The following is a 26,065-nucleotide window of genomic DNA, read 5'->3' as shown; positions in this document are numbered from 1 at the left end:
CTCCGCCAGGAGCCGCCCCGTACGACGGCTCCGCAGACCGGAGAACCCGATGGACACATCCACACAGATAACCGACACGCCTCCCCCCGCCCCGCAGCCGTCCCCGGCCGAGGCCAAGCGCGCCGCACGCGGCGCCACCCGCCCCGGAGACCGGATCTTCCTCGGTCTCTCCCGCGGGTCCGGCATCCTCGTCCTGGTGATCATGGCCGCCATCGCGGCCTTCCTGACCTACCGGGCCGCCATCGCGATCAGCAAGGACGAGGCCAACTTCTTCACCAGCTTCGACTGGAACCCCAGCGGCATCCCGCCGGAGTTCGGCATCGCGGTGCTGATCTACGGCACCGTCGTCTCCTCGATCATCGCCATGGTCATCGCGGTCCCGATCGCGGTGGGCATCGCCCTGTTCATCACGCACTACGCCCCGCGCAGGCTCGGCGGCCCCATCGCCTACGTGATCGACCTGCTCGCCGCCGTGCCGTCCATCGTCTACGGCCTGTGGGGCGCCATCGTCCTCGTACCGCACCTGCAAGGGCTCTACGGCTGGCTGGACGAGTACCTAGGCTGGACCGGCATCTTCGAGTGGCAGGGCGGCGCCCCGCGCTCGATGCTCACCGTCGGCATCGTGCTCGCGATCATGATCCTGCCGATCATCACCAACGTGAGCCGTGAGGTCTTCCGGCAGGTCCCGCGGATGCACGAGGAGGCGGCCCTGGCGCTCGGCGCCACCCGCTGGGAAGTGATCCGCATGTCGGTGCTGCCGTTCGGCCGCTCCGGCGTCATCTCCGCGTCGATGCTCGGCCTCGGCCGCGCGCTCGGCGAGACCATGGCCGTCGCCATGGTGCTGTCCCCGAGCTTCGACATCAAGGCCAGCCTGCTCGACCCGGGCGGCGGCACCTTCGCCCAGAACATCGCCAGCAAGTTCAACGAGGCCACCCCCATGGGCCGGGACGCGCTGATCGCCTCCGGTCTGGTGCTCTTCGTCATCACGCTGCTGGTCAACGGCGCGGCCCGGCTGATCATCGCCCGCCGCAAGGAGTACTCGGGGGCCAACGCATGAGCCACGCCACTCTCTCCGCCAAGCGCCCCAGCTCCCTGCGCGGCGCGACCCTGCCCAAGTGGTTCGCCTGGGCGGTCGCGGCGGGCTCCATCGCCCTGGGCCTCGGCATCAGCGCCGCGGCCGGGCTGCACAGCGACATCCAGTGGGCCCTGATCGCCGCGCTCCTGTTCGTGTTCGGCTCCTACGGCATCTCCGCGCGCGTCGAGGGCCGCCGGCAGGCCAAGGACCGGACCGCGACCAGCCTGGTGTGGGTCGCGTTCATCCTGGCCGTGATCCCGCTGGCGTCCCTGGCCTGGGAGACCGTCGAGCGCGGTGTGAAGGTCCTCGACGTCTACTTCCTCACCCACTCGATGGGCGTGGTCGCCGACACCGAGCCCGGCGGCGGCATCTACCACGCCATCCTCGGCACGCTGGAGCAGGTGGGCCTCGCCACCCTGATCTCCGTGCCGATCGGTGTGCTGACCGCGATCTACCTGGTCGAGTACGGCCGGGGCAAGCTCGCCAAGGCGGTCACCTTCTTCGTCGACGTCATGACGGGCATCCCGTCGATCGTCGCGGGTCTGTTCATCCTCAGCCTGTGGATCGTGATCCTGGGCATGGGCTACTCCGGCTTCGCCGGCTCGATGGCCCTGTCGATCCTGATGATCCCGGTGGTCGTCCGCTCCACCGAGGAGATGCTCAAGCTCGTCCCGAACGAGCTGCGCGAGGCGTCGCTGGCGCTGGGTGTGCCGAAGTGGCGCACCATCGTGAAGGTGGTCGTGCCGACGTCGATCGGCGGCATCACCACGGGTGTGATGCTCGCGATCGCCCGTATCACCGGTGAGACCGCGCCCGTACTGCTGCTGGTCTGGGGTACGAACTTCATCAACGCCAACCCCTTCTCCGACCCGCAGGCCTCGCTGCCGATGTACATCTACCTCCAGTGGGCGAACAGCGGTGGCTCCGGAGCGGCCTACGACCGCGCCTGGGCAGCGGCACTGACGCTCATCGCGTTCATCATGGTCCTCAACCTGGTGGCCCGCGGCATCGCCCGCTGGAAGGCCCCGAAGTCCGGTCGCTGACGCGGCCACAGACGAACAGTCAGCGACCCGAAAGAAGCAGTGATTCCCATGGCCAAGCGCATTGATGTCAGCGGCCTCAACGCCTACTACAGCTCCTTCCTGGCCATCGAGGACATCTCGATGAGCATCGAGCCCCGCTCCGTGACGGCGTTCATCGGTCCGTCCGGCTGCGGCAAGTCCACGTTCCTGCGCACGCTCAACCGGATGCACGAGGTCACGCCGGGCGGGCGGGTCGAGGGCAAGGTCATGCTCGACGACGAGAACCTGTACGGCACCGGGATCGACCCGGTGGCCGTGCGGCGTGAGATCGGCATGGTCTTCCAGCGCCCGAACCCGTTCCCGACGATGTCGGTGTACGACAACGTCGCGGCGGGCCTGAGGCTGAACGGCAACTACAAGAAGTCCGAGCTGGACGAGATAGTCGAGAAGTCCCTGAAGGGCGCGAACCTCTGGAACGAGGTCAAGGACCGCCTGAACAAGCCCGGTTCGGGCCTCTCCGGCGGCCAGCAGCAGCGCCTCTGCATCGCCCGGGCGATCGCGGTGGAACCGAAGGTCCTGCTGATGGACGAGCCCTGCTCGGCCCTTGACCCCATCTCCACCCTCGCCATCGAGGACCTCATCGGCGAGCTGAAGGAACAGTTCACGATCGTCATCGTGACGCACAACATGCAGCAGGCGGCCCGCGTCTCCGACCGCACGGCCTTCTTCAACCTGGCCGCGGTCGGCCAGCCCGGCAAGCTGATCGAGATCGACGACACGGAGCGCATCTTCTCCAACCCGTCGGTCCAGGCCACGGAGGACTACATCTCCGGCCGCTTCGGCTGACCCAGAACCCCTCGCGGTGCTGCATGGCGGTGCCACCGCGAGGCGCGAAAAGGACCCGCCCCTGGCTCCCGGGGGCGGGTCCGTCGCGTTCCGGCCACGGGCGGTGCCGTCTGCGGCAGCGCTTGACGACACCGGCTGGCAAAATCAGCCCGTCCGGCGTGTGTGGACGAGGCCGGCGGGCACCGCGGGGCCCGGCCCATCGGGCGGTGCTCTCAGAGGAACGCCAGGTTGACGATGCCGAAGGACGCCGCTGCCACCGCCGCCGCGGCCGGCATCGTGATGAACCAGCCCATGATGATGTTCTTGGCGACCCCCCAGCGCACGGCGTTCAGACGCTTGGTCGCACCCACGCCCATGATCGCGGACGTGATGACATGGGTCGTCGAGATCGGCGCCTTGAAGAGGAAGGCGGTCGCGAACATGATCGAGGCGCCCGTCGTCTCGGCGGCGAATCCCTGCGGCGGGTCCAGCTCGATGATCTTCCGGCCCAGCGTACGCATGATCCGCCACCCACCGGCGTACGTGCCCGCCGACAGCATCAACGCCACAACCAGCTTCACCCACACCGGGATCGGATCGCCGTAGTCCTCGACATCCGCGATGACCAGCGCCATCACCACGACACCCATGGTCTTCTGCGCGTCCTGCAGCCCGTGCCCGAGCGCCATCCCCGCCGCGGACACCGTCTGCGCGATCCGGAACCCCCGCTTGGCCTTGTGCGGATTCGCCCGCCGGAAGATCCACATGATCGCCGCCATCACCAGAGAGCCGCCCAGCAGCCCCACCACCGGCGACACGAACATCGGAATGACGATCTTCTCCAGCACCCCGTGCCAGTACACCGTCGTACCGCCCGCCAGCGCCGCCCCCACCATGCCGCCGAACAACGCGTGGGAAGAGGAGGAGGGAAGCCCGAAGTACCAGGTGATGAGGTTCCAGGTGATCGCGCCGACCAGCGCCGAGAAGAGGATCCCCATCCCCTTCGACCCCTCCGGCGTCTGGATCAGCCCTTCGCTGACCGTCTTGGCGACCCCGGAGCCCAGAAACGCACCGGCGAGATTCATCACCGCGGCCATGAGCAACGCGGCCTTCGGCGTCAACGCCCGCGTCGACACGGACGTGGCGATCGCGTTCGCCGAATCGTGGAAGCCGTTTGTGTACGTGAAGAAGAGCGCGACCGCAATGGTCACGACCAGAGCGAAGGTGTCCATGGACGGGCCTCAGGACTCCTTGACGGCGATGGTCTCCACCGTGTTCGCCACGTGCTCGAAGGCGTCGGCGGCCTCCTCCAGCACATCCACGATCTGCTTGAGCTTGAGCACCTCGATGGCGTCGTACTTGCCGTTGAACAGGTGGGCAAGGAGCTTTCTGTGGATCTGGTCGGCCTGGTTCTCCAGCCGGTTGACCTCGATCCAGTACTCGGTGAGGTTGTCCATCGTGCGCAGGTTCGGCATCGCTTCGGCCGTCAGTTCGGCCGCGCGCGCCAGCACCTCGATCTGCTGATCGACGCCCTTGGGCAGTTCCTCGACGTTGTAGAGGACAACCAGGTCGACGGCTTCCTCCATGAAGTCCATGATGTCGTCGAGGGACGATGCGAGGGAGTAGATGTCCTCGCGGTCGAAGGGCGTGATGAACGAGGAGTTCAACTGGTGGAAGATCGCGTGCGTCGCATCGTCACCTGCGTGTTCCGCGGCCCGCATACGCTCTGCGATCTCGGCCCGGCCGGCGGTGTCCGCCCCGAGCAGTTCCATCAGGAGTTTCGAGCCCGTGACGATGTTGTCCGCGGACGCGGCGAACATGTCGTAGAAGCTCGTCTCCCTGGGGGTCAGACGAAAGCGCACGTGGGGTCCTCGGCTTGCTTCGGTTTCGGTCAGGCTGATGCTAGGCGCATCATTCGGCCCCGGCTAAGGGGCCGCCCACCAGTGTCGCCCATCGGGCACGGTGATGAGCACGGGGGCGGTTCGCCGGTCCGTTTCGGCCGTTGCCCAGGGGTTTCCGGACATCGGCCACAAGGCCTATACCCAGCAAAGTTCGGTACCATATACCCGCCAGGGGTATATGTCGGCTATCTGACCAACGGGAGGACGCTATGACGACCACAGAGGCCGGCGCGGGTGCGCCCTCCGCCGCCGATGCTCCGGAAGTCCAGGATGCTCCGGCTGTGGTGACCGACCACGACCGCGGAGTGCACGGGTATCACCAGCAGAAGGACGAACACCTCAAGCGGCTGCGCCGCATCGAGGGCCAGATCCGCGGTCTGCAGCGGATGGTCGACGAGGACGTCTACTGCATCGACATACTCACCCAGGTGTCCGCCTCCACCAAGGCCCTGCAGTCCTTCGCCCTGCAACTGCTGGAGGAACACCTGCGGCACTGCGTCGCGGACGCGGCCGTCAAGGGCGGCGACGAGATCGACGCGAAGGTGAAGGAGGCGACGCAGGCGATCGCGCGGATGCTGCGGACGTGAGACGCCGGGAGCTCGCGTGAGACGTCGACTCCCGTACGGCCGCCGTACGACTACGACACCGGTTACGCCTACTACGACGGCTCAGCCGCCGGAGGCCTTCGCCTCCGCGCGTGCTTCGGCCACTTTCAGCACCTCGTCGATGCTCTCCAGGCTGAGCCGGTCCTCGTGGGCGGCCGAGGCCGCGATGATCAGTTCTCCGCAGAGCTCGATCTCGGCGAGGGCCACGTGGTCCTGAACTGCCGTACCGCCGACCGGAGCCACGTGCATCACCTCTTCTCTACCGTCACCCACTTCCTAGAGTAGGGAGCGGCCTACGCACCGCGCATGGCACGGACGGGCTAGTTCACGCCGGTCACTCTTCGGCGATCTTGCCCGCGTAGATGTCGCCGGCGGCGGGGAGCCGTACGCGTGCGGGGACGCCGAAGTCGTACAGCAGGGTTGTCGAGGCGACGTCGACGGGGCTCTTCTCGCGGCCGTTGACGAAGCTGAACCGGTGCCGGAGCTTGCGGATGCGGCCGGCGTCGTCGAGGTAGGCGTCGAACGGGACTTCGGCCGTGGCGAACCCCTTCGCCGCGGCGCCCAGGGGGCCCTTGTTCCCGGCCGAGGCGTGCTGCGCGGCGTCGGTGAGGTCGGCGGTGCCGCGGTAGTGCCGGACCTCGGTGCCGGCGAGTTCGGTGCGGCCGACGTACGTCGCCGTGCGCGTGCCGCGCAGGACCTCGGCGGCGGCGAACGGGTCGGTGGCGCCGCCGGTGACGAGGTTGCCGTCGGAGAGGGTGCCGGTGTCGACACGCACCCACTTGTCCGGGGGGACCCCGGCACCCCGGTTCTTCATGAACAGCGCACCCGGCGCGAGGAGTTCGGTGATCGGCCGTTGGGCCGTGTCCCCTGCCGGATCCTGCGGCAGCATCACCTTCAGCCGCCCGAGCCGCTTCCGGAAGTCGTACACGCCCTCACCGCGGATGGTCACCCGAGTCCCTCCGGTGGCCATCTCCATCGATGTACGGGCCTTGGAGCTGCCGGCGTCCACAAGGCGGTCGGCGGCGCGGTGCAGCACCTGGACGGGGTCGCCGCCGCGGGCGTCCCCGGCGACGGCGTCACCACCGGCGCATCCGCTGGTTCCGAGGCAGACGCACCCCACGACTCCGGCGGCGACGACCGCCTCCCCCACCTTCAAGTGCCGCTGCCGCTGCCTAGCCATCGCCTGCCTACCCCCAGCCGCTACGTCCGTCAGGGCCCCCTGTCCTTCCGGTTAACGACGGGTAGTTGCCCCCGTCACGCGGCCGCCCCCGTGCAGGCATACGAGTTCCGCGGCCGGAGGCCGCCGATGGGCACGGCACCCGGCCTCGCTAGCGTTGTCGCCGTGGCGCAGCAGGACGGAACGGAACCTGCCCCGGTCGCCGGGGAACACCGCACGACAACCATCGAGAAGGGCGCCTTCTCCGCGGCCCACTGCACCTGCGGCTGGCGCGGCCCAGCCCGAAGAGCCCGCAGCCAGGCCAGAGCCGACGCGACGTCCCACACCGACGCCACCGGGTGACCGGGTACGGCCGGTGGGCGGGTGCGGGTTGTGTTGTACGCCTGCGGCGGCCTGCGCGGGTGGGGCGGGGTGCGCGTAGCGCCGTCGGCGACTGCGGCCCGGTGGGGGCACGCGCAGTCGTCGTAGCTGCGGGCAGTCGTGGCGCTGGGGCGGCACGGGTGGGCGCAGCGGCGCCCCGCCGGCGCGGGCAAGCGGAACCCACCCCCGGCCCGCACCAACGCCGGGCACCCGGCAAACGCGGACCAGCCGCCCCGCACCGCATCAACGCCCCCCATCATGGAACCCCGGCCTCCGGCACTCCGTCTCGTTCCACGTAACACCCCACGGGAGGCACACATGGAACGGCGTACATTCCTCGCAGGCAGCGCAGCCGCCATAACAACGGCGGTCACCGCAACCGCCTGCAACGGCAGCAACTCCACCGGCACGAAAACGGACACGCCGCCCCAGACCTCCCACACCCTCACCTCCACCCGTGCCCCCACCCCGGCCACCTGGTCCGGCCTCGCCCGTGACCTGGACGGCTCCCTGATCCGCCCGGGCGACGCCCACTGGAACACCGCCCGGCAGCTCTACAACACCCGCTTCGACGCACTCCGCCCCGCCGCCGTCGCCTACGTCGCCCACCCGGACGACATCCGCACAGCCCTGTCGTACGCCAGAACCCACGGCATCCGCGTCTCCATCCGCAACGGCGGCCACTCCTACGCCGGCTGGTCCTCCGGCAACGGCCGCCTGATCCTCGACGTCTCCAGACTCAACCGCATCCGCGCATCCGCCGGCTCCGCCGTCGTCGGCGCCGGTGCCAAGCTGATCGACGTCTACCGCGCCGTCACCGCGAAGGGCGTGACCATCCCCGCCGGCTCCTGCCCGACCGTCGGCGTCTGCGGGCTCACCCTCGGCGGCGGCCACGGCGTAGCCTCCCGTGCCTACGGCCTGACCTGCGACAGCCTCACCCAGGCCACCCTCGTCACCGCGGACGGAAAGCTCGTCACCGCCAACGCACAGGAGAACAAGGACCTCTTCTGGGCCCTGCGCGGCGCCGGCAACGGCAACTTCGGCGTCGTAACGGAGCTGCAGTTCAGGACGCACCCCGCACCGCAGGGCGTGTCCGCCTACGTGACCTGGTCGTGGGCGAAGGCCGCCGCCGTCATCAGGGCATGGCAGGAGTGGGGGCCGGAGCAGCCCGACGAGATCTGGTCCTCCCTGTACTTCGCCAATGCCTCCGGCGGCACCCCGACCGTCACGGTCTCCGCCTTCTCCCTCGGCACCTACGGCGAACTCCAGGACGCCCTGGACCGCCTCGCCGACCGCATCGGCGGCCGCCCGGTCAACGTCTCGCTGCGGCGCCGTTCGTACGAGGAGTCGATGGAGGTGTTCGCCGGCTGCTCCGCCTTCGCGACGGACGCGCAGTGCCATCTGCCCGGTGCCACGCCGGGCCGCTCTCCGCAGGGCGCGCTGGGGAGGGAGACGTACGCCGCACGGTCGGACTTCTTCGACCGCTCGCTCTCGGCGGCCGGGATCCGGACGCTGCTGTCCCAGATTCGCGGTGTGCGCGGCGGCTCGGGCACGATCCAGCTCACCGCACTCGGCGGCGCCGTCAACCGCGTCTCCCCCACGGCCACGGCCTTCGTGCACCGCCGCTCCCGGATGCTGGCCCAGTACATCGCCTCCTGGCGGGCCGGTACGAGCGGTACGACGGCCCAGTCCTGGCTGACGTCCGCCCACAAGGCGATGCGGCCGTACGCCTCCGGGGCCGCCTACCAGAACTACACCGACCCGACGCTCGGGGACTGGCGCCGGGCCTACTACGGGGACGCGGCCGCCCGCCTCGCCAAGGTGAAGCAGCAATACGACCCGGACCGCTTCTTCACCTACCCGCAGGCACTCTGACCTCCGGCGCCCCGAGGAGCGGTCATGCCGCCAGGTCCCGCTCCTCAGCCTCGGCCGTCTCCGTCCGCGCCCCCGGAATCACCGCGTCCTGCCCGCCGTGCCCTTTCCCTCGCGCCCGGATCAGCCACCCCATCCGCGGCGACCGCTCGATCGCGGTCGTCACCGGCGTCAGCAACGCCATCGCCGGCGGCGACAGCAGCAGGGCGATGGCCGTGCCGAGGGCGTAGCCGCCCACGACGTCGGTCGGGTAGTGCACGCCCATGTAGATCCGGCAGAAGCCTTCGAGCAGCGCCAGGCCGAGGCCGACGAGGCCGAACCTGCGGTTGGTGATGAACAGGCCGACCGCCAGGGCCATGGTGATCGTGGCGTGGTCGCTGACGAAGGAGTAGTCGGCCTTGCCCTTGACCAGGACCTCGAGTCCATGATGGTCGTTGAAGGGCCGGGGCCGTTCCACGAATCCGCGTATCGGGATGTTGACCAGCACCGCGATGCCCGCCGCGAGCGGCGCCCACACCAGGGCCGCGACGGCGGACGCCGCGTCCTCGTCGCCGCGCCGCCGCACGGACCACCAGCACCCCAGCACGAGCAGGATCACGGCGAACAGCAGGCCGTACTCGCCCACGAACTCCATGACCCGGTCGAACCAGTGCGGCGCGTCCTTGGCCAGGCTGTTGATGTCGTAGAGCAGGACGACGTCGGGGTTCGACCCGGATGCGGCGAGTCCAGCCATGGTGCAACGGCCCCTTCGTCGTGTTCCTCGGCGCGCCCTTGCGCACGCCGATCCGGCTCACCCCCGCGGTTTGTAGATCCGCTTCCGTTGACACGCTTCCATGGACACGATCGACGTCCGCTCGGCTACGTCAACAGGAACGCACGGCCCCCGTCCATACGTTCCACACTCCACCGAATGATCACTCAGACGTTATCGAAGAGAGACACGTCTTCGCAGCTCAGGGGGTGGCTTCACGCACTGCTCACACCGTCGTGGGGAGCGCTTTCGCGCCATCTTCGGTGACCCGGGTGGCGCCGAAGTAGTCGGGCGTGTCGATCGGGTCGAAGCGGATGACGGCCCCGGTGCGCGGCGCGTCGATCATGTATCCGCCGCCGACATAAATGCCCACATGCCGGATGGCGCGCGGATTGGTCAGGTCGTCCGAGAAGAACACCAGATCGCCCGGCAGCAGCTCGTCCCGCGCGGGGTGCGGGCCCGCGTTGTACTGGTCGTTGGCGACCCGCGGGAGATCGATGCCTACGCTCTTGTACGCGGCCTGTGTCAGCCCCGAGCAGTCGAAGCGTCCGCCCTGCTCAGGGGTGCCCTCGCCGCCCCACAGGTAGGGCGTGCCGAGCTTCTTCTGCGCGTACGCGATGGCGCCGGCGGCCTGTTCGGAGGGGTCGACGCGGGTGACGGGCGCGGCGAAGCTCTTCTCCAGTGTGGTGATCGTCTTGACGTATTTCCGCGTCTCCTCGTACGGCGGCACCCCCCCGTACTGGATCACCGCGTAGGACCCGGCGTTGTAGGCGGCCAGCATGTTTTCGGTCAGATTCCCGCCGACCTTCTTCACGTACGACGCGAGTTCGCAGTCGTACGACGCGGCGGACGGAATCGCGTCCTTCGGGTCCCATACGTCACGGTCGCCGTCATGGTCGCCGTCGATGCCGTGCGTGGCCCAGGTGCCCGGGATGAACTGCGCTATGCCCTGCGCGTCGGCGTGGCTCTGGGCCCTGGGGTTGAACCCGCTCTCCTGGTAAAGCTGAGCGGCCAGCAGCGCCGGGTTGATGGCCGGGCAGAGGTTGCCCCACTTCTGCACGAGGTCCTGGTAGGCGGCGGGCACGGAGCCCTTGGCGAGCGTCTTGGCGGCGCGGCCCGCGTTGTTGGCGATGCCCCCGGCGACGACGTACACCCCCACGACCAGCAGCATCACGAAGGAGAGACCTCCGCCGAGAGCGGCGATCGCCACGACCCACGCCTTACGCACCGTCAACCGCCCCTCGCCGCCCAGGAGTCCGTCGCCGAGGTCAGTGTAGAGGCGGGACCACTGCCGCAGGAATGATCACGACACCGGCATAACAGGTGACCTCCTGCCATATGGGACGTTATACGTTACGGATCGGCGGCCGCGTCCCGATACAGTTCGGCCGCCTCCGCGCCGAACACCACGCTGTACGACACGTCCGCCGTGACCCCGCCCTCGTCGTGTCCGCCCAGCACGCCCACGACCTGCCCGTCCCCGTTGACCCAGGGGCTCCCGCTCGTCCCCCCGCTGAACCCCGGACAAGCGATGCGCTGTTGCGTGGCGCTGCGCGCGGTGGGCTTGTTGGTGCAGACGATCGGCGTCTCACGGGAGCTCGGATACCCGGTGACGGTGACCCCGGTGGCCCCCGTGGCCACCCCGCTCACGAACCGGTTCCCCCCGACCACGTCCTCAACACCCCTGCCATGGTGGGTGCCCACGATGGCGAACGCCACATCACTGTCCTCATGCTGCCCCTTGGCCCACCCGTCGGGCAGAAACCGCCGCCGCACGGGCCACACGCCGTACGGCGCCCGCCCATCCCGATACCCCGGCACGAACACGAGGCTTCCACTGTCATCCAGACAATGCGCCGCGGTGAGTATGAGATTCCGGTGCGGACTGTGCACGACGGACGCGGTACAGAAGTGCCCCCCGGCCAGCCTGGAGGGCGCCCGCGCCGCCTCGAACAGCGCCCCGACCCGCACACTCTGCGCACTGACCGCCGCCGTGACGGTCACCCCGAACGGCCCCGGCCCGTCATCGGCAGCCGCAACGGACGCCGAGGTCACGGCCAACAACACAAACACCGCGAACAGCGCGAGCCGGCGGCTGCCCGGGGAGCGTGGGATGCGCTTCATCGGGGGACATCTTGGACGACAAAGGTGAGAGAAACGTCAAACGGGTGCCGGTGGCGGGCAGTAGGTCGGGAAACCGTCGGTGGCGATCTCGATGCCCAGCGGCTGGGGCAGGCGCACGGCCTCCCCGAACTTGCCGGGCAGCACGTCCCGGTAGGCACCGTTGTCCGGACGGGTGTGGAGGGCCCAGGTCCCCTTACGGGGGTCGATGACGAGGAGAACGGGAACACGGGCGACGGCGTACCAGTCGGCCTTGTCCCTGATCTCACGGGACTTCTCGGCGGGCGAGATGACTTCCACGGCGAGCACGGCGTCCTCCGGGTCGGCCAGCCAGTCGTCGTCCTGCATCCAAGCCGTGGGCAGAACGATCATATCCGGATTCACGTAGTCGTCCGGATCTGTCGGCAAAGCGATCGAGGCCCTGTTACTCCGCGTTACTCCGCGTACGGTTGCCCAGTGACCACGCCGCTCCGTCGAGCGGGGCACTCCTGGGCGGTGGGCCAAGCTGTAAGGTAGCGGCAGACAGTGAAGTTCTTCACTCAAACTTAGCGAATCCCTTTACTGCCACCCATGTGAGTGACGGCAAGGAGGCGACAAGCCGGTGAGGAACCCAACGGGGCGCCAACTGCGCTTCGGTGCGGAGCTGCGAAAACTGCGCGAGCAAGCGGGCCTGAGTTCCACCGAAGCCGGTCAACTCCTCAGCATCAAGCAGGCGCAGGTCAGCAACATGGAGGCCGGTCGCGTAGGCGTGAGCGCCGAGCGGGTGCGCACGCTGGCCAGCGTCTATGCCTGCTCGGACAAGGCGCTTGTCGAGGCCATCGTGGCGATGACCAGCGACCGGACGCGGGGCTGGTGGGAGCAGTACCGCGAGCTGTTGCCCAGCTCACTCCTCGACATGGCCGAACTGGAGCACCACGCCCGGTCATTGCGCGCCAGCACCACAGCACGCATCCCCGGTCTGCTCCAGACCCGTGAGTACGCCCTCGAAATCTTCCGCCAGGCGGTCACCGAGCTCTCGCCGCCCGACATCGAGCACCGCCTCTCGTTCCGCATCAAGCGGCAGGCGATTCTCTACCGGGAGGACAACCCCACCCCGTACGAGGCGATCGTCCACGAGGCAGCTCTGCGGATGAAGGTCGGCGGTTCCGAGGTCACCCGGCAGCAGCTCAAGTACCTACTCGACATGAGCGACCGCGACCACATCACCCTGCGCGCCATCACCTTCGACGTCGGCGCCTACCCGGGATCCGGGCAGTCCATCTACTACGCGTACGGCCCGGTACCGCAATTGGACACCGTCCAGCTCGACCAGTCCCACGGCGTCGCGTTCCTCGACGCCGAGGCCCAGCTGCACAAGTACCGAACGCTCTTCGAACGGATCGACGCCGTAGCACTGCGCCCGGAGAAGACCCAGGACCTTGTCCACCACCTGATGCACAAGTTGTGAGGGAAACAACCATGACCGTGGACTGGCAGAAGTCCTCCTACTGCAGCGAGGGCAACTCCTGCATACACATCGCCACCACCCGCGAAACAATCCGCCTAACCGAAAGCAACGACCCTTCCGGCGCGATACTCACGGCCACCCCGGCCGCCTTCGACGCCCTGCTCACTGCCCTCAAGAAGGAACCGCACCGTGGCTGACATCCCCCCGAACCTCACCTGGGAACGCGCCGCCCCGCCGGAGGCAACCGGCCCCGGCCCCTGGATCGAAATCGCCTTCGGCGACGGAGACGACGGCGACACCCCCGTCTACATCCGCGAAACCAGCGACCCGGCCAACGTCGTCACCACCAACCGCCGCAAGTGGGACGCGTTCGTACTCGGCGTACAGGCGGGCGAGTTCGATCATTTCGTGGAGGGGACGAAATGACCAAGGCATTCGCGATGGCTCAGGCATGACGACGGAGATCGCCGTGTCGCTCTCCGACGACCATCTCACCCGGCGGCAGATCACGCTGGATTCCGTGAAGAAGCTCGTCGCTGCCGACTTCCCCTTGGTGGCTTTGGCCAGATCGTCGTCAAGCCCCTTGAAGGCCTCGCGCGTCGTCTCGCCCCGTTGAACTCGTCGCGGATATCGCAGAGTTGCTTCGCGCTCGTGGACAGCAGCTGACAGTCGACCTGGATCGGATCCCTTGCACATGCTCACTGCTCGTGCTTCCCCGTCAGCGGTTGACGGCCTGGATCTCCTGAACCACGACGTCCTGATCATCGCCGAACGTGCCGCTCGGAAGGTCGCCGCCCTGTCCCGTCGTGCTCGTTCAGCTGATCTTCCAGCCACGCCCAGGTCGGCAGGTTCACCTTCGTGGCGGCCTCCGGGGCGACGATCACACCTGAGACGGCTGAGGAGAGCTTGTCGCCGTCGGCCCGGGCCTAGGCGCTGGTGTCCGGCTGTGAACCCGAATCCTCGCCAATGCCATCGCCGGGAGGCGTCTGAGCGGCGATGGCACTGGGTGTCGCGCACATCCAGGTTGCTCCCGCAACGACAGTGACTGCCGTGAGCTGGAGCGTCTTGATCACGGCTGACACCCCTCGGCACCGCGAGTCGACGTGATCTTCACGAGTTCCCAGACTCCCTGCTTGTTCTTGGACACCTGAACGTTGTAGGCGACATAGCTGTCCTTGGTCACCTCGGTTCCCTTGAGCTCGTTGGTCTTGATGACCTTGCTGTAGCCCTTGCTCTCGTCTCCGCAGTAGCCGATAGCAGCACCGGTCTGCGACTTCACCTTCACTGCGCGGTTGAAGAACCGTACGGTGCCTGTGACCGTCCAACCCACGTCCTTGAACTGCTGAACCCACTTCTCGGCGGCTGCCGCTCCCTCGCCCTCCGTGTAGAACTCCAGCGCGGGGAGTCGCGGATTCTGGGCGACGATCGCCGCGTCGAGCGCGCGGATGAATTCGGCGTTGTCCCGGAGGATGGCGTCCTTGACGGGGTCGCCGGTCTCCTCGGGCGTGAACGTAAGTTTCACGTCCGAGGGAAGCTTGATCTCCGGACGCTTGACCGAGTCCGACGGGCTGGCGCTGGGAGACGCGCTCTTCTCGGTGCCCACATCAGCGCCCGCGATCTTGTCGTTACCCTTCGAGCTGATCGAGGCGCTCGCGCGTCTGGGGGCGACCCGGCCTGTTCCGGTCACCCGTTCCTATGCGCCGCGCGGCGGGCAGGACGCGGTCGGTCAGATCCTGGAGGCGATCGGGGACGACAGCCCTGCGGTGCTGCTTGCCAACCACGGCCTCCTCCTCTGGGGGCGCGACCTGGCGCACGCCGTCTACACGCTGCTCTGCCTCGAAGAGAACGCCCAGATGAGCTTTTCCTCGCAGGCGCTGGGTGGTCCGCGTGTCATCGATCCCGGGCAGGTGGAGCGAGCCATGGCACGCGGAGAGGCCTTTCGCCGCGCCGGTGACCTCACCGAAAGCGGTTCACAGGGCTCACGCCACTGACCGCGGACCCACGAAGAAGGGCCAGCACCGGGAAGGTGCTGGCCCTCTTCTGTTTCTGTCACGTCACCCACGGCAGGCTTGGCCTGCCAGCCTGCTTACAGGCTTACAGCGGGCGGACGCGTGAAGCCTGCGGGCCCTTGGGGCCCTGCACGATGTCGAACTCCACGTGCTGGTTCTCCTCCAGGCTGCGGAAGCCCGAGCTGTCGATCTCCGAGTAGTGCACGAAGACGTCCGGACCGCCGTCGGCCTGGGCGATGAAGCCGAAGCCCTTCTCGGCGTTGAACCACTTGACGGTTCCCTGAGTCATTGCTGCTCCTTACAGGGGCTGGGTTGGGGAAACTCGCACCGTGCGAGATTCCCGGCCGGTTTCACGACGCGGCTGCTCCAGCGACCTGGAAGGCAAGCTTCGCGCCCGCAACATCGTTCTCTGCGAGCATGCGACTGACACAAACACACAGGTAAAACAGCGACCGCTCCGTACAACCACGCTGGCGTCGGAATCATTCCCGGCACCCGGCAGAGCACGAAGGTGGTTCAAAGAGCCCCGGCACGGGGCCGGTTTCGGCCAGCGATGGCTTCGGTCGAGCGGGGGCAGCCGGGCATTGCCGTGGTCCGCTTGGCCGAAAGCGGCCAGATGGCGAGGCGGACGGCGGATTCACTTCGGCGCCGCCGGCTCCCGCTCGCCCAGCGGGAAGCGGACGTGCGTCAGCTCCTCCGACACCCGCCACAGACGGCGGGCCGTAAGGGGGTCGCTGGCCGCACGGGACCGGCCGACCAGTGTGGGCCCACCGCGCATCTCAGCGAAGCCGTCAGGGCCGACGTAGCTCGCGCCGGGGAGGTCCTGGGTCGCGGCGTACAGCGTGGGCAGCGCGCCCGCCCTGTCGTCCTGGGCGACGAAGCGGTTGCCGATCCGCATGAAGCCGCGCATCACCGGGCTCCCCGCGTGGCTCTGGAGGTTGGTGGCCGCGTAGCCGGGGTGGGCGGCGAGGGCGCGGACGGGGGAGCCCGAGGCCGTCAGACGGCGCTGGAGTTCCAGGGTGAAGAGGAGGTTCGCCAGTTTGGACTGGGCGTAGGCGCGCCGCGGATCGTAGACCGAGGTCAGGTTCAGGTCGTCGAAGTGGATGCGTTCGTCACTCCAGCGGTGGGCGCCGGAGGAGACGGTGACCACGCGGTCGGTGATGTGCGGCAGGAGCAGGTTCGTCAGGGCGAAGTGGCCCAGGTGGTTGGTGCCGAACTGCATCTCGAAGCCGTCCACCGTCCGCTGCCTCGGGAGCATCATCACGCCCGCGTTGTTGACGAGGGTGTGCAGCGGGTCCTGCCAGGCGGCGGCGAAGCCGCGGACCGAGGACAGGTCCGCCAGGTCCAGGCGCCGTACCACCGTACTGCCCCGCACTCGCGCCGCCGCTGCCCTCCCCCGCTCCACGTCCCGTACCGCGAGGACCACGTGCGCGCCCGCCCGCGCCAGCGCGTCGGTCGCCGTCAGCCCGATGCCGCTGTTGGCTCCGGTGACGACGACGGTGCGGCCGGTCAGGTCGGGGAGGTGGGTCGCGTTCCATGTGCCGGTGCTCTTCTCAGCCATGACCTCAATGTAGACGTCGCCAACAATGCTGTCAATGACAACAATGGGGACGGTGACAACAATGCTGACGGGGTCAACATCCGGATACGATGACATCCATGCCCGAGAGCCGTCCCTATCATCACGGCGACCTGCGCGCCGCCCTGCTCGCCAGCGCCGAGCGCACCCTCAGGCAGAAGGGGGTCCACGCGCTCTCCCTGCGCGAACTGGCCCGCGCGTCCGGAGTGAGCCACGCCGCGCCCGGCCGGCACTTCAAGGACAAGCAGGCCCTGCTCAACGCCCTGGCGCTGGCCGGGTACGCACGCCTCGGCCAGGCCCTGGCCGCCGCCGACGACCCCGCGCTCCCCCTCCAGCCCCGGCTCACCGCGCTGGCCCGCGCCTACCTCGGCTTCGCGATCGACAACGCCGAGCTGCTGGAGCTGATGTACGCCCGTAAGCACGATCCGGACGCCGAAGAGCAGATGGCCGCCGCCGTCGACCGCACCGTGGGCTCCCTCGTACGGGTCTTCTCGGACGCCCAGCAGCACGGCGAGATCATCGACGGCGATCCGGACGCCCTCAACCTCGTCACGGGCGCCACCCTGCACGGCCTCGCCGCCTTCGCAGCCAGCGGCGCGATCGCCCCCGAGGCGGCTCTGGAGGGCGTCGACGAGCTCGTCCACCTCCTACTCCACGGACTCAAGCCCCGCTGAATCCACGTCAGGCTTTGCCGACTTCACGTCAAGCCCCGCCGAATCCAACGCAGGTGTCGCTGACCACGTCAAGCCACGCCCATTCCCCTGCCATCGGCCCGCCATCGTCCGGCAAGACGTACGCCCCCTTCGGTAAGGCACCGGTCAGGGCGACCTCGCCCGCAACTCCGTACGTTTCACGGGCGGCCTGACCGCCCATCAGGCCGACACCACTCCCAAGGCCGACGACGCCGCTACCCCCTCCTACGGCCCCGCCGACCTCCAGAAGGCCTACGGCAAGGAAGGGCTCGGTGCCTTCACCGGGTGAGCGCCATCCCCGGGTGAGCCTCGTCACCTTCGCCCGGCGAGCCTCGTCAACACCATGACGTTCCGTCACCAACCCACCCAGCGGGCCGCGGCACCCAGCCGCGCCCCCTTCAGCATGTGCGGCTACTCTCACCCCCGAGGAGCCGTAGGCGGCACAAGCATCGCAACAGTCATAAAAGGGCTCAACGACGGAACCGCACCCCGGGTTCCGCCCAGGCATCATTGCCCGACGTGACCAGCCGTGATACACAGAGTGACGATTCGACTCTTCGCCGTCCGACCCGCGCTCGCCCTAGGGCCTCGCGCGGGGCGGTGGCAAGGTATTCGTACGAAACCCGCCAATCAATGACGCCAAGTCGACATCCGACAGCGACATTGTCAGCGAGAATGAGCCTGACCTCTGCACGACCGCAGGGGATGCGGAACTACCCACACAGGGGCGGTGACTTACATGCTCTTTGCGGCCGATAAGGGCGACATCAACACCATCATCGGCGGGATCGCTCCGGACTGGGGCCCCTTCGGCAGCCTGGGCACCGAGGCCAAGACGATGATCCAGGTCGTCATGGCCGTGGCCATCCTGATGTGCCTCGCCATCGCGATCTGGGGCGCCGCCAAGCAGCGCATCGGCGCGACGGCCCTGCGGGACACGTTCAGCGCCGAACAGGGCAAGGGCCTCATCATCGCCGGGCTGACGGGTGTCTTCATCATCGGCTCACTCGGCACGCTGTTCACCATCGTGTACGGCATGGCCGTATAGGCGGCCCACCTGCGATCCGTCCGGGCACGCCCGGTCCCCCTCCACCCCACCCGCCCGTCGTGCCCACCGGCTGAGGTTGCGTTTCCCTGATGTCGAGTCACCACACCGCGCCCGCGCGGGAACCAGCACGGCTACCGTCGTACGAGGAGTACGCGAGGAACTGCACCGGGTACGGCACCACGTACGAGGTGTTTCCGCACGACGTCGAGGGGGCGTACGCGGCATGAGTCTCGGAGACGAGCACGAGGCCTCCGCCGGTTACGGCGGCACGGGCCAGACCCGGACCCGGCTGCCCGACGGGGGCGGCGACGCGTACGGCGGCGCGCGCCGCGGCGGCCGCTCGTCGTCGCGCAGCCTGGTCACGGTGGTCGGCGTGGTGGTCCTGCTCATCGCCGCGATCGCCTTCGCGAACCGTGGAGGAGACGATTCCGCATCCTCCGCCAACGGCGGCGGCGCAGGCGGAGGCCAGCCGCAGGCCTCGGCTACGGCGCCGAGCGGGGAGCGGCCGGTTCGGGCGGCGGGCGGGATTCCGTCGGGGTTCGCCCATGACCAGCAGGGTGCGCAGAGCGCGGCCGCCAACTACACGGTCGCGCTGGTCTCGGCCGACATCCTGAAGCCGGCCCGGCGGGCCGAGATCGTCCAGCAGGTCTTCGTCCCCAGCCAGCAGGCCTCCCTCAAGGCCAAGATGGACAAGGCGTACTCCAAGAAGTTCCTGAACGGCGTCGGCCTGGACGAGAACGGCAACGCGAGAGCGGGCCACACCTACGTCTCCCGCACCATGCCGATCGGCACCAAGGCAACGAGCTACTCGGACACCGCTGCGGCTGTCGAGGTCTGGTGCACCGGCCTGTACGGCACGGCGGGTGAGGATTCCACCAACCCGGTCACCAGCGACTGGTTCACCATGACCCTCCAGCTGCGCTGGACGGACGGCGACTGGAAGGTCGACAGCTTCTCCCAGAAGGACGGCCCCGCGCCCGTCCCCGGCGACGAGCGGGCATCCAGCGCCGACGAGATGGCCAAGGCTGTCGAGGAGTACGGAGGCTTCACCTATGCCCGCTAGTTCGCGCCGCGTACTGAAGCTCACCGCTGCCGTCACCGCCGCACAGACCGCGGCGGTGCTGCTGGCCACGCGTGCCGTCGCGGCACCCACGCCAACCCCCACACCGTCGTCGGACGAGAACTGCGACCTCATCGTCGGCCCGGCCAAGAACCTCTGCGAAAACGGCGGCTCCGGCGGCGGCACCGGCGGCGGAGGCTCCACCCCCCTCGACGGCTCCCTCACCCTCGACCCCCTCTCCTCCCTCGCCAAGGGATGCGCCAAAGCCGCCGCCTGGACCATCGACAAGCTCAGCGAGGCCGTCAAGGAGACCGCGAACGTCGACTTCACCAACCCGAAGTTCCTCCAGCAGTACGCCGTCGTGTTCGCGGCGTCGACGATCCTCACGCTCCTGCTGTGGCTGCTGGCCGTCGCCAAGCGAGCCGTGCGCGGCGTGCCGCTGAGCACCGCCATCGGCGAAGCCGTCGGGTTCCTCTGGCTCACGGTCCTGGCGTCCGCGTTCACGCCGCTGATCCTGTACACCGTCGTCTCCGCCACGGACGGTGTCACGGAGGTCATCGCCAGGACGACCGGGAATCAGACGGACACGTTCTTCGGGAACTTCTCCGGCGCCATCAGCAAGGGCGAGGACATCGGCGGCGGCCCGATCATGCTGATCGTGGTGTCCCTCGTCAGCATCCTCGCCGCCGGCGTCCTCTGGCTGGAGCTGGTCATCCGCGCCGCTCTGCTGTACGTCGGCGCGCTGCTCGGCACGGTCGTCTACGCGGGCCTGGTCGACAAGAACCTGTGGGGTCACGTCCGCCGCTGGGCCGGCATTATGGTCGCCGTCATCCTGGTCAAGCCGGTCATCGTCATCGTGCTCGGACTCGCCGGCGCGCTGTCCTCCGGCGACGGCCCGGACGCCTTCTCCGCCGTCGTCTCCGGGCTCGCGATCATCCTGCTCGCCATCTTCGCCAGCGCGATGATCTACCGCTTCGTGCCCGGCTTCGGCGACGAGATCGCGGGCTCCCGCAACAACCGGATCATGCAGGGCGCCGAGGGCAAGGCCGCCGCCATGATCAGCTCCCCGGCGCACCTGGTCGCCCAGGGCATCAAGACGCACAGCACCCGCGCCGACAGCAATGGAGCGGCCGCCCAGTCCTCCGCCCCGCGCCCCGCCAACCCCGCCTCCGGCGGCGTGGCCGCGCACAGCTCGCGCCCCTCGACCGGGGGAGGCGGCGGATCAGTCCCCTCCGCCGCACCCGCGCCCCGCTCCTCGGGCAGCCCGGTCAACACCCCCCACGCCAGCAACACCCGCAACAGCAGTACCAACCGCCCGGGAGGTGAAGGGCGTTGACGACTGACTCCCATGCGGCCCATGTGTCCCATCCGGTCACGCCCCGCCGCACGTATCTGATCGGCCGGGCCCGGCCGAACGCACTCATCGGCCGCAACCGCGAGACCGGCGAGATCGCGCTGATCATCGGCGGCGCCTTCCTCGGCATGATGTGCGGGCTCCTCGTTCCCGTCCTGTCCCTGCGCATCGTGCTGCTGATGGGCTTCCCGCTGATCGCGCTGGCCGCGGTCTACGTGCCGTACAAGCGCCGCACGTTCTACAAGTGGTTCGAGATCAACCGCAGCTACAAGCGCACCCTGCGCCGCGGCGCCACCTACCGCTCCGCCGCCGTCGAGGCCGGCACGCGCCTCGACGGCCGGGAGGTCGAGATCGGGCCGCCGCCCGGCATCGGCCGCATCTCCTGGCTGTCGGCCCCCTTCGGCCCCGACGAGATCGCCGTCCTGCTGCACGCCGACCGCAGAACCGTCACCGCCTGCATCGAGATCGAGGGCCCCGGCGTCGGCCTGCGCGACTCCGAGGACCAGGAGGCCCTGGTCGACCGCTTCGGCACGCTGCTCAAGCACGTGGCCAACGGCGACGGCTTCGTCACCCGCCTGCAGATGCTCGCCCGCACCCTCCCCGCCGACCCCGACGCCCACGCCAAGGACGTCGCCGTACGCGGCGACGAGCGCGCCCCGGGATGGCTGCAGGAGTCGTACGACCAGCTGCAGTCGATGGTGTCCACCAGCAGCGAGCAGCACCGCGCCTATCTCGTCGCCTGCATGCACTACACCCGCGAACTGGCCGCCGAGGCCCAGGCGATGGCCCGCGCGGCCCGCCCGCACGGCGGCAAGGTCGACCGGGACGCAGGGCTCGCCGTCGTCATGGCCCGCGAGCTGACCGACATCTGCTCGCGCCTCCAGGAGGCCGACATCCGCGTACGGCAGCCCCTCGGCCAGGGCAGGCTCGCCTCCCTGATCCACTCCATGTACGACCCGGACCACCCGATCGACCACATCCAGGCGATGACGAAACGTAATGCCTGGCCGGCCGAGCTGGACGCCATGGAGCCCACCTACCTCCAGGCCAAGACCCGCGAGTCCTCCACCCGCGCCCCCTGGTGCCACGCCACGGCCTGGGTGAAGGAGTGGCCGATGACCCCGGTCGGCGTCAACTTCCTGGCCCCCCTCCTGGTCCACACCCCGGACGTGATCCGCACGGTCGCCGTCACGATGGACCTCGAACCCACCGAGGTCGCCATCGAGCGCATGCTCACCGAGAAGACCAACGACGACGCCGAGGCGTCCCGCGCCGCCAAGATGAACCGCACCGTCGACCCGCGCGACATCGCCGCCCACAACCGCCTCGACCAGCGCGGCGAGGACCTCGCGAGCGGCGCGGCCGGCGTCAACCTGGTCGGCTACATCACCGTCTCCTCCCGCTCCCCCGAGGCCCTGGCCCGCGACAAGCGGACAATAAGGGCCTCAGCCGGCAAGTCGTACCTGAAGCTGGAGTGGTGCGACCGTGAGCACCACCGCGCCTTCGTGAACACCCTCCCGTTCTCCACCGGAATCCGAAGGTAGGGGTTGATGCCCTGATGCGGGACCCACTGTCCCTCCTCTCCGAAGCCTTCACCTCCTTCCTGTTCGGGAAGGTCGAGACGACCCGGCTGCCGGTGCGCACGTCCACGGGCCAGGCCCAGGCCGTCTACCTCCCGACCGCCGCCCCCGGCCTGGGCGACTCCGGCGTCATCATCGGCCGCGAGGTGTACTCCGGAAAGGGCTACATCTACGACCCCTTCCAGCTGTACGGCCAGCAGCTCCCGGCCCCGCACTGGCTGGTCCTCGGCGAGTCCGGCAACGGCAAGTCAGCGCTGGAGAAGACGTACGTCCTGCGCCAGCTGCGCTTCAAGGACCGCCAGGTCGTCGTCCTGGACGCCCAGGGCGAGGACGGCGTCGGCGAATGGAACCTCATCGCCCAGGAGCTGGGGATAACCCCCATCCGCCTGGACCCCATGGCCGCCCTGGACCACGGCATCCGCCTGAATCCCCTGGACCCCTCGATCACCACGACGGGCCAGCTGGCCCTGCTGCGCACGATCATCGAGGTCGCCATGGGCCACGGCCTCGACGAACGCTCCGGCTTCGCCCTGAAGGTCGCCCACGCCTACGTCAACGAGACGATCGTCGACCGCCAGCCGGTGCTGTCCGACATCGTCGAGCAGCTACGACACCCCGAACCGGAGTCGGCCGAGGCGATGAACGTCGCCATAGACGACGTACGGGCGTGGGGCCTGGACGTCGCGCTGGTCCTCGACCGCCTGGTCGACGGTGACCTGCGCGGCATGTTCGACGGCCCGACAACGGTCGGCATCGACCTGGACGCGCCTCTCATTGTTTTTGATTTGTCCCACATCGACCGAAATTCGATCGCCATGCCGATCCTCATGGCGATCGTCGGCGTGTGGCTGGAGCACACCTGGATCCGCCCCGACCGGAAGAAGCGCATCTTCCTGGTCGAGGAGGCCTGGCACATCATCAACAGCCCGTTCGTGGCCCAGCTGTTCCAGCGGCTGCTGAAGTTCGGCCGACGCCTGGGCCTGTCCTTCGTGGCGGTCGTCCACCACCTGTCCGACGTCGTCGACGGCGCGGCGGCGAAGGAGGCCGCGGCGATTCTGAAGATGGCGTCGACGAGGACGATCTACGCCCAGAAGGCCGACGAGGCACGGGCGACCGGCCGGGTGCTCGGGCTGCCCCGCTGGGCCGTGGAGATCATCCCGACGCTCAGTCCCGGCATCGCGGTCTGGGACGTCAACGGCAACGTCCAGGTCGTCAAGCACCTGATCACGGAGGCCGAACGCCCGCTGGTCTTCACCGACCGCGCGATGACCGAATCGTCCAGCGAACTGCCGGACGAGGCCCTGCACGCCGCCGAGCTTGAGGCGGAGGAGCGGGCGGCGGCCTTCGTGGAGCAACACCTTGGCGACTCCGAATCGACGGTGGCGTAGGGGGAAAGCGTGAGACGGGATGATCACCGCGACAACCGCCGGGACGGCCAGGGCGGCATCCCCGACGGACTGCTGATCGGCATACTCGCCTTCCTCCTCGGCACCACCCTGCTGGTGTGGACGGCCACCTGCCTCGCCGGCTGGTTCGCCCGCGGCGCCTGGCCCCAGGACGTCACCTTCACCCGCACTCCCCTGGCCATGCGCCACCTCATCACCCAGCCCCGCGACATCACCGGCGCCTGGCCGGACGCCTCCCCCGACCAGCTCTCCGGGTACGGCCTGTTCTGGGGCCTGTTCATCGGCCAGCTGATGATCCTGTTCGTCCTGGCGGTGTTCGTGATGGGCACGACGGCGAGGTGGAAAGCGGTACGGCAGCGCAGGCGTCAGGAGAAGACGGCGCCGATCGAACAGCCGACGCCACCGGCACAGCCGACCCCGCGCTACGACGACGTACCCAAACCCCGCACGGAACCGCAGCCGCCGACGGCGCCCAGCCCCCTGGGGCTCCACAAGGAGGCGGAACCAGTCCGCGCAACGCCGGCAGAGGCCGAACCCTCCGCATCCCTGTTCGGCGGCGAACAGGCGGGCGGGTGGGAAAAGATCCTCGTAGCCCCAAGGGAAAGCCGCCAAACCACCGCAACCCAGGCAGTACGAGACGCGGACGGCCCCACCCTCATCGTCACCTCGAACCCAACGCTCTGGCAGGAAACGAAAGACGCCAGAGCCAAACTGGGCCCGGTCCACCTCTACGACCCCGCCCACCTCTGCGACACCCCGGCCCGCCTGCACTGGTCCCCCACCCAGCACTGCGAGGGCAAAGAACAAGCAGCCCAACGAGCCGCCGCCCTGCTCCACCCCGTCCGCCCCACCGCCAAACTCGACCAGGCCCTCGCCGACACCGCGGAAACACTCCTGCGGAGCTACCTGCACGCCGCCGCCATCGACGCCCGCACCATCCGCCACGTCCACCGCTGGTCCCAGGGCACCCAGATCCAGGACGCCGTACGCATCCTCCGTATGAACACGAAGGCCGCCCCCGGCGCCGCCGGCGAACTCGAAGCCGCCCTCACCGCCCACCCCGAACGCCGGGACATGGCCCAGCAGTTGACCACCCGCGCACTGGCCTCCCTCTTCACGGTCAACGTCCGCGAAGCCTGCACCCCCAACCGAAGTGATGCACTCGCCTTGGATTCTTTCGTCCAGGAAGGGGGCACGCTTTATGTTGTGGGTGAATCCCTCGAGGACCCCAGGACGAACGCAGGCGCGATGCCCCTCCTGACGGCCCTCGTCTCCAACGTGGTCGAGCACGGCCGCCGCATGGCCGAACGGTCATCCGCCGGCCGGCTCGACCCACCACTCACCCTCGTCCTGGACGACATCGCGGCCGTGGCTCCCCTGCCCCAGCTCCCCGAGCTGCTGGCCACCGGAGCGGACCGGGGCATGCCGACCCTGGCCCTGCTCCGCTCCCGCGAACAGGCCCGAGCCCGCTGGCCCCACGACGAACTGCCGGTATGAGCACCGGCGTCAGGGCCGTTCGTCAGCGCAGGCGTCAGGGCCGTTCGAGAACGAACTCCAGCTCCCGCTCCCCGTCGTTCCCCGCCAACGGCACCACCACCCCGCTGGGCAAGAACCCCACCCGCCGATAGAACCGCTGCGCCCGCCCGTTGTCCTCGTGCACGATCAGCCGCACCCGCTCCACCCCACGCGCCCACGACCACTCCAGCGCGGCATCGAACAGCACCTCGGTCAGCCCGCTCCCCCGCTCCTCCGGCCGCACGTACACGCCGACCAGATGCCCCTGCTTCCGCTCCACGGGCACCCCGGCCCAGTCCGTCGTCCCGGGCTCCTCCACGAGCACGGTCAGCGTCCCCACCCACCGCCCGTCCGGCCCCTCGGCGATGATCTGCTGCGCCTTGTCGGCCCCTTCTGCGCCGCCGGCCGTCCGCTCCCGCCAGAAGGAGTCCGGCCTGGCCGCGGCCTCCTCGTACGTCTCCAGGAACGCCAGATGCGCCACCGGATCCCGCAGTGCCGCAAGCCGCAACTCCCGCGCCGCGGGCCACTCATCGGCACGGACTGACCGGATCACATAGCTCATGCGGGCCACGGTAATACGGGTCTTCGAAGTTGAGCGGTGCGCCTCGTCTCACGCACTGACGTGGTGTCACGGTGTGTGACTGACTCCGGGAGTGATCGCCTCCT

The 26,065-nt window shown here is 68.8% G+C and carries 31 protein-coding genes; 19 read left to right on the top strand and 12 right to left on the bottom strand.

The window, feature by feature from the left end; translation table 11 throughout:
* Positions 1–49 precede the first annotated feature (49 nt).
* The 3 genes from pstC to pstB are packed head-to-tail and all read left to right on the top strand — an operon-like array spanning position 50 to position 2,943.
* Positions 50–1,057 (top strand): phosphate ABC transporter permease subunit PstC, encoded by a 1,008-nt coding sequence (pstC, locus tag H8R17_RS25960; protein ID WP_187825625.1) that lies wholly within the window; start codon positions 50–52, stop codon positions 1,055–1,057.
* Positions 1,054–2,118 (top strand): phosphate ABC transporter permease PstA, encoded by a 1,065-nt coding sequence (gene pstA, locus H8R17_RS25955; protein ID WP_187825624.1) that lies wholly within the window; start codon positions 1,054–1,056, stop codon positions 2,116–2,118. The genes pstC and pstA overlap by 4 nt, the downstream gene beginning before the upstream one ends.
* A gap of 48 nt (positions 2,119–2,166) precedes the next feature.
* Positions 2,167–2,943 (top strand): phosphate ABC transporter ATP-binding protein PstB, encoded by a 777-nt coding sequence (gene pstB, locus H8R17_RS25950; RefSeq protein ID WP_187825623.1) that lies wholly within the window; start codon positions 2,167–2,169, stop codon positions 2,941–2,943.
* 212 nt (positions 2,944–3,155) lie between these two features.
* Here the strand turns inward: pstB and H8R17_RS25945 are convergent, their stop codons facing one another.
* Both H8R17_RS25945 and H8R17_RS25940 read right to left on the bottom strand, forming a co-directional pair.
* Complete coding sequence (locus H8R17_RS25945; RefSeq protein WP_187825622.1) at positions 3,156–4,154, bottom strand: inorganic phosphate transporter; 999 nt, start codon at positions 4,152–4,154, stop codon at positions 3,156–3,158.
* 9 nt (positions 4,155–4,163) lie between these two features.
* Entirely contained in the window at positions 4,164–4,784 is a 621-nt protein-coding gene (locus H8R17_RS25940) for a DUF47 domain-containing protein (RefSeq protein WP_055624809.1), read from the bottom strand.
* Positions 4,785–5,032: 248 nt separating this feature from the next.
* Here H8R17_RS25940 and H8R17_RS25935 point away from each other — a divergent pair, with 248 nt between their 5' ends.
* A complete protein-coding gene (locus tag H8R17_RS25935; RefSeq protein ID WP_187825621.1) occupies positions 5,033–5,410 on the top strand; it encodes a metal-sensitive transcriptional regulator in 378 nt (125 codons plus the stop codon).
* An 81-nt stretch (positions 5,411–5,491) separates the two neighbouring features.
* Here H8R17_RS25935 and H8R17_RS25930 read toward each other — a convergent pair whose 3' ends face one another.
* Positions 5,492–5,677, bottom strand: a complete 186-nt coding sequence (locus H8R17_RS25930; protein WP_187825620.1) for a hypothetical protein — start codon at positions 5,675–5,677, stop codon at positions 5,492–5,494.
* Positions 5,678–5,762: 85 nt separating this feature from the next.
* Entirely contained in the window at positions 5,763–6,608 is an 846-nt protein-coding gene (locus tag H8R17_RS25925) for a hypothetical protein (protein WP_187825619.1), read from the bottom strand.
* A gap of 162 nt (positions 6,609–6,770) precedes the next feature.
* Here H8R17_RS25925 and H8R17_RS25920 point away from each other — a divergent pair, with 162 nt between their 5' ends.
* Positions 6,771–6,947, top strand: a complete 177-nt coding sequence (locus tag H8R17_RS25920) for a hypothetical protein (protein WP_187825618.1) — start codon at positions 6,771–6,773, stop codon at positions 6,945–6,947.
* 336 nt (positions 6,948–7,283) lie between these two features.
* Entirely contained in the window at positions 7,284–8,840 is a 1,557-nt protein-coding gene (locus tag H8R17_RS25915) for an FAD-binding oxidoreductase (RefSeq protein ID WP_187825617.1), read from the top strand.
* Between the two features lie 22 nt (positions 8,841–8,862).
* On the opposite strand, the gene H8R17_RS25910 is transcribed toward H8R17_RS25915, so the two are convergent.
* The 4 genes from H8R17_RS25910 to H8R17_RS25895 form a co-directional block, all read right to left on the bottom strand.
* Positions 8,863–9,570 carry a phosphatase PAP2 family protein gene (locus tag H8R17_RS25910; RefSeq protein WP_187825616.1) on the bottom strand — a complete coding sequence of 236 codons (708 nt, stop codon included), beginning with the start codon at positions 9,568–9,570 and terminating at the stop codon, positions 8,863–8,865.
* 244 nt (positions 9,571–9,814) lie between these two features.
* Positions 9,815–10,759, bottom strand: coding sequence for a bifunctional lytic transglycosylase/C40 family peptidase (locus H8R17_RS25905; RefSeq protein ID WP_262505511.1), 945 nt, complete (start codon positions 10,757–10,759; stop codon positions 9,815–9,817).
* 182 nt (positions 10,760–10,941) lie between these two features.
* The gene (locus H8R17_RS25900; protein ID WP_187825614.1) at positions 10,942–11,712 is read right to left on the bottom strand and encodes a serine protease; all 771 of its coding nucleotides are present in this window, start codon (positions 11,710–11,712) and stop codon (positions 10,942–10,944) included.
* A gap of 36 nt (positions 11,713–11,748) precedes the next feature.
* Positions 11,749–12,195 carry a Uma2 family endonuclease gene (locus tag H8R17_RS25895; protein WP_316959534.1) on the bottom strand — a complete coding sequence of 149 codons (447 nt, stop codon included), beginning with the start codon at positions 12,193–12,195 and terminating at the stop codon, positions 11,749–11,751.
* Positions 12,196–12,310: 115 nt separating this feature from the next.
* Between H8R17_RS25895 and H8R17_RS25890 the strand changes: the two genes are divergently transcribed.
* The 4 genes from H8R17_RS25890 to H8R17_RS25875 are packed head-to-tail and all read left to right on the top strand — an operon-like array spanning position 12,311 to position 13,772.
* Complete coding sequence (locus H8R17_RS25890) at positions 12,311–13,156, top strand: Scr1 family TA system antitoxin-like transcriptional regulator (RefSeq protein WP_187825612.1); 846 nt, start codon at positions 12,311–12,313, stop codon at positions 13,154–13,156.
* Positions 13,157–13,167: 11 nt separating this feature from the next.
* The gene (locus tag H8R17_RS25885) at positions 13,168–13,353 is read left to right on the top strand and encodes a DUF397 domain-containing protein (RefSeq protein ID WP_187825611.1); all 186 of its coding nucleotides are present in this window, start codon (positions 13,168–13,170) and stop codon (positions 13,351–13,353) included.
* Positions 13,346–13,582 (top strand): DUF397 domain-containing protein, encoded by a 237-nt coding sequence (locus H8R17_RS25880; RefSeq protein WP_187825610.1) that lies wholly within the window; start codon positions 13,346–13,348, stop codon positions 13,580–13,582. Before H8R17_RS25885 ends, H8R17_RS25880 begins: the two co-directional genes overlap by 8 nt.
* Positions 13,583–13,607: 25 nt before the next feature.
* Positions 13,608–13,772: a hypothetical protein gene (locus H8R17_RS25875; RefSeq protein WP_187825609.1), complete on the top strand. Its 165-nt coding sequence runs from the start codon at positions 13,608–13,610 to the stop codon at positions 13,770–13,772.
* A 453-nt stretch (positions 13,773–14,225) separates the two neighbouring features.
* On the opposite strand, the gene H8R17_RS25870 is transcribed toward H8R17_RS25875, so the two are convergent.
* On the bottom strand, positions 14,226–14,678 hold the full coding sequence (locus tag H8R17_RS25870) for a hypothetical protein (RefSeq protein WP_223125462.1): 453 nt from the start codon (positions 14,676–14,678) through the stop codon (positions 14,226–14,228).
* A 28-nt stretch (positions 14,679–14,706) separates the two neighbouring features.
* On the opposite strand from H8R17_RS25870, the gene H8R17_RS25865 reads away from it, so the two are divergent.
* The gene (locus tag H8R17_RS25865) at positions 14,707–15,147 is read left to right on the top strand and encodes a class II aldolase/adducin family protein (protein ID WP_223125461.1); all 441 of its coding nucleotides are present in this window, start codon (positions 14,707–14,709) and stop codon (positions 15,145–15,147) included.
* Positions 15,148–15,250: 103 nt separating this feature from the next.
* Here H8R17_RS25865 and H8R17_RS25860 read toward each other — a convergent pair whose 3' ends face one another.
* Together H8R17_RS25860 and H8R17_RS25855 are read right to left on the bottom strand one after the other, a co-directional pair.
* Entirely contained in the window at positions 15,251–15,454 is a 204-nt protein-coding gene (locus H8R17_RS25860; protein ID WP_187825607.1) for a cold-shock protein, read from the bottom strand.
* A 348-nt stretch (positions 15,455–15,802) separates the two neighbouring features.
* Positions 15,803–16,726, bottom strand: a complete 924-nt coding sequence (locus H8R17_RS25855; RefSeq protein WP_187825606.1) for an oxidoreductase — start codon at positions 16,724–16,726, stop codon at positions 15,803–15,805.
* A gap of 89 nt (positions 16,727–16,815) precedes the next feature.
* Between H8R17_RS25855 and H8R17_RS25850 the strand changes: the two genes are divergently transcribed.
* From H8R17_RS25850 to H8R17_RS25815, 8 genes are all read left to right on the top strand, one after another.
* Positions 16,816–17,418, top strand: coding sequence for a TetR/AcrR family transcriptional regulator (locus tag H8R17_RS25850; RefSeq protein WP_187825605.1), 603 nt, complete (start codon positions 16,816–16,818; stop codon positions 17,416–17,418).
* A 757-nt stretch (positions 17,419–18,175) separates the two neighbouring features.
* Complete coding sequence (locus H8R17_RS25845; protein ID WP_187825666.1) at positions 18,176–18,484, top strand: hypothetical protein; 309 nt, start codon at positions 18,176–18,178, stop codon at positions 18,482–18,484.
* An 89-nt stretch (positions 18,485–18,573) separates the two neighbouring features.
* Positions 18,574–18,711, top strand: a complete 138-nt coding sequence (locus H8R17_RS25840) for a hypothetical protein (RefSeq protein WP_187825604.1) — start codon at positions 18,574–18,576, stop codon at positions 18,709–18,711.
* Positions 18,708–19,547 (top strand): hypothetical protein, encoded by an 840-nt coding sequence (locus H8R17_RS25835; RefSeq protein ID WP_187825603.1) that lies wholly within the window; start codon positions 18,708–18,710, stop codon positions 19,545–19,547. Before H8R17_RS25840 ends, H8R17_RS25835 begins: the two co-directional genes overlap by 4 nt.
* The gene (locus tag H8R17_RS25830) at positions 19,537–20,880 is read left to right on the top strand and encodes a hypothetical protein (RefSeq protein WP_187825602.1); all 1,344 of its coding nucleotides are present in this window, start codon (positions 19,537–19,539) and stop codon (positions 20,878–20,880) included. Before H8R17_RS25835 ends, H8R17_RS25830 begins: the two co-directional genes overlap by 11 nt.
* Before the next feature lie 23 nt (positions 20,881–20,903).
* Entirely contained in the window at positions 20,904–22,442 is a 1,539-nt protein-coding gene (locus H8R17_RS25825; RefSeq protein WP_399477275.1) for an SCO6880 family protein, read from the top strand.
* Positions 22,443–22,456: 14 nt separating this feature from the next.
* Entirely contained in the window at positions 22,457–23,866 is a 1,410-nt protein-coding gene (locus H8R17_RS25820) for an ATP-binding protein (protein ID WP_187825600.1), read from the top strand.
* 9 nt (positions 23,867–23,875) lie between these two features.
* Entirely contained in the window at positions 23,876–25,381 is a 1,506-nt protein-coding gene (locus tag H8R17_RS25815) for a type IV secretory system conjugative DNA transfer family protein (protein WP_187825599.1), read from the top strand.
* Positions 25,382–25,415: 34 nt separating this feature from the next.
* Here the strand turns inward: H8R17_RS25815 and H8R17_RS25810 are convergent, their stop codons facing one another.
* On the bottom strand, positions 25,416–25,961 hold the full coding sequence (locus H8R17_RS25810; RefSeq protein WP_187825598.1) for a GNAT family N-acetyltransferase: 546 nt from the start codon (positions 25,959–25,961) through the stop codon (positions 25,416–25,418).
* Between the last annotated feature and the right edge of the window lie 104 nt (positions 25,962–26,065).

This window comes from Streptomyces sp. TRM68367, from assembly GCF_014495685.1.
In the GTDB taxonomy this organism is placed as follows: Bacteria; Actinomycetota; Actinomycetes; order Streptomycetales; family Streptomycetaceae; genus Streptomyces.
Note: the sequence above shows the minus strand (reverse complement) of the source record. Positions and strands in the feature narration are given on the sequence as shown.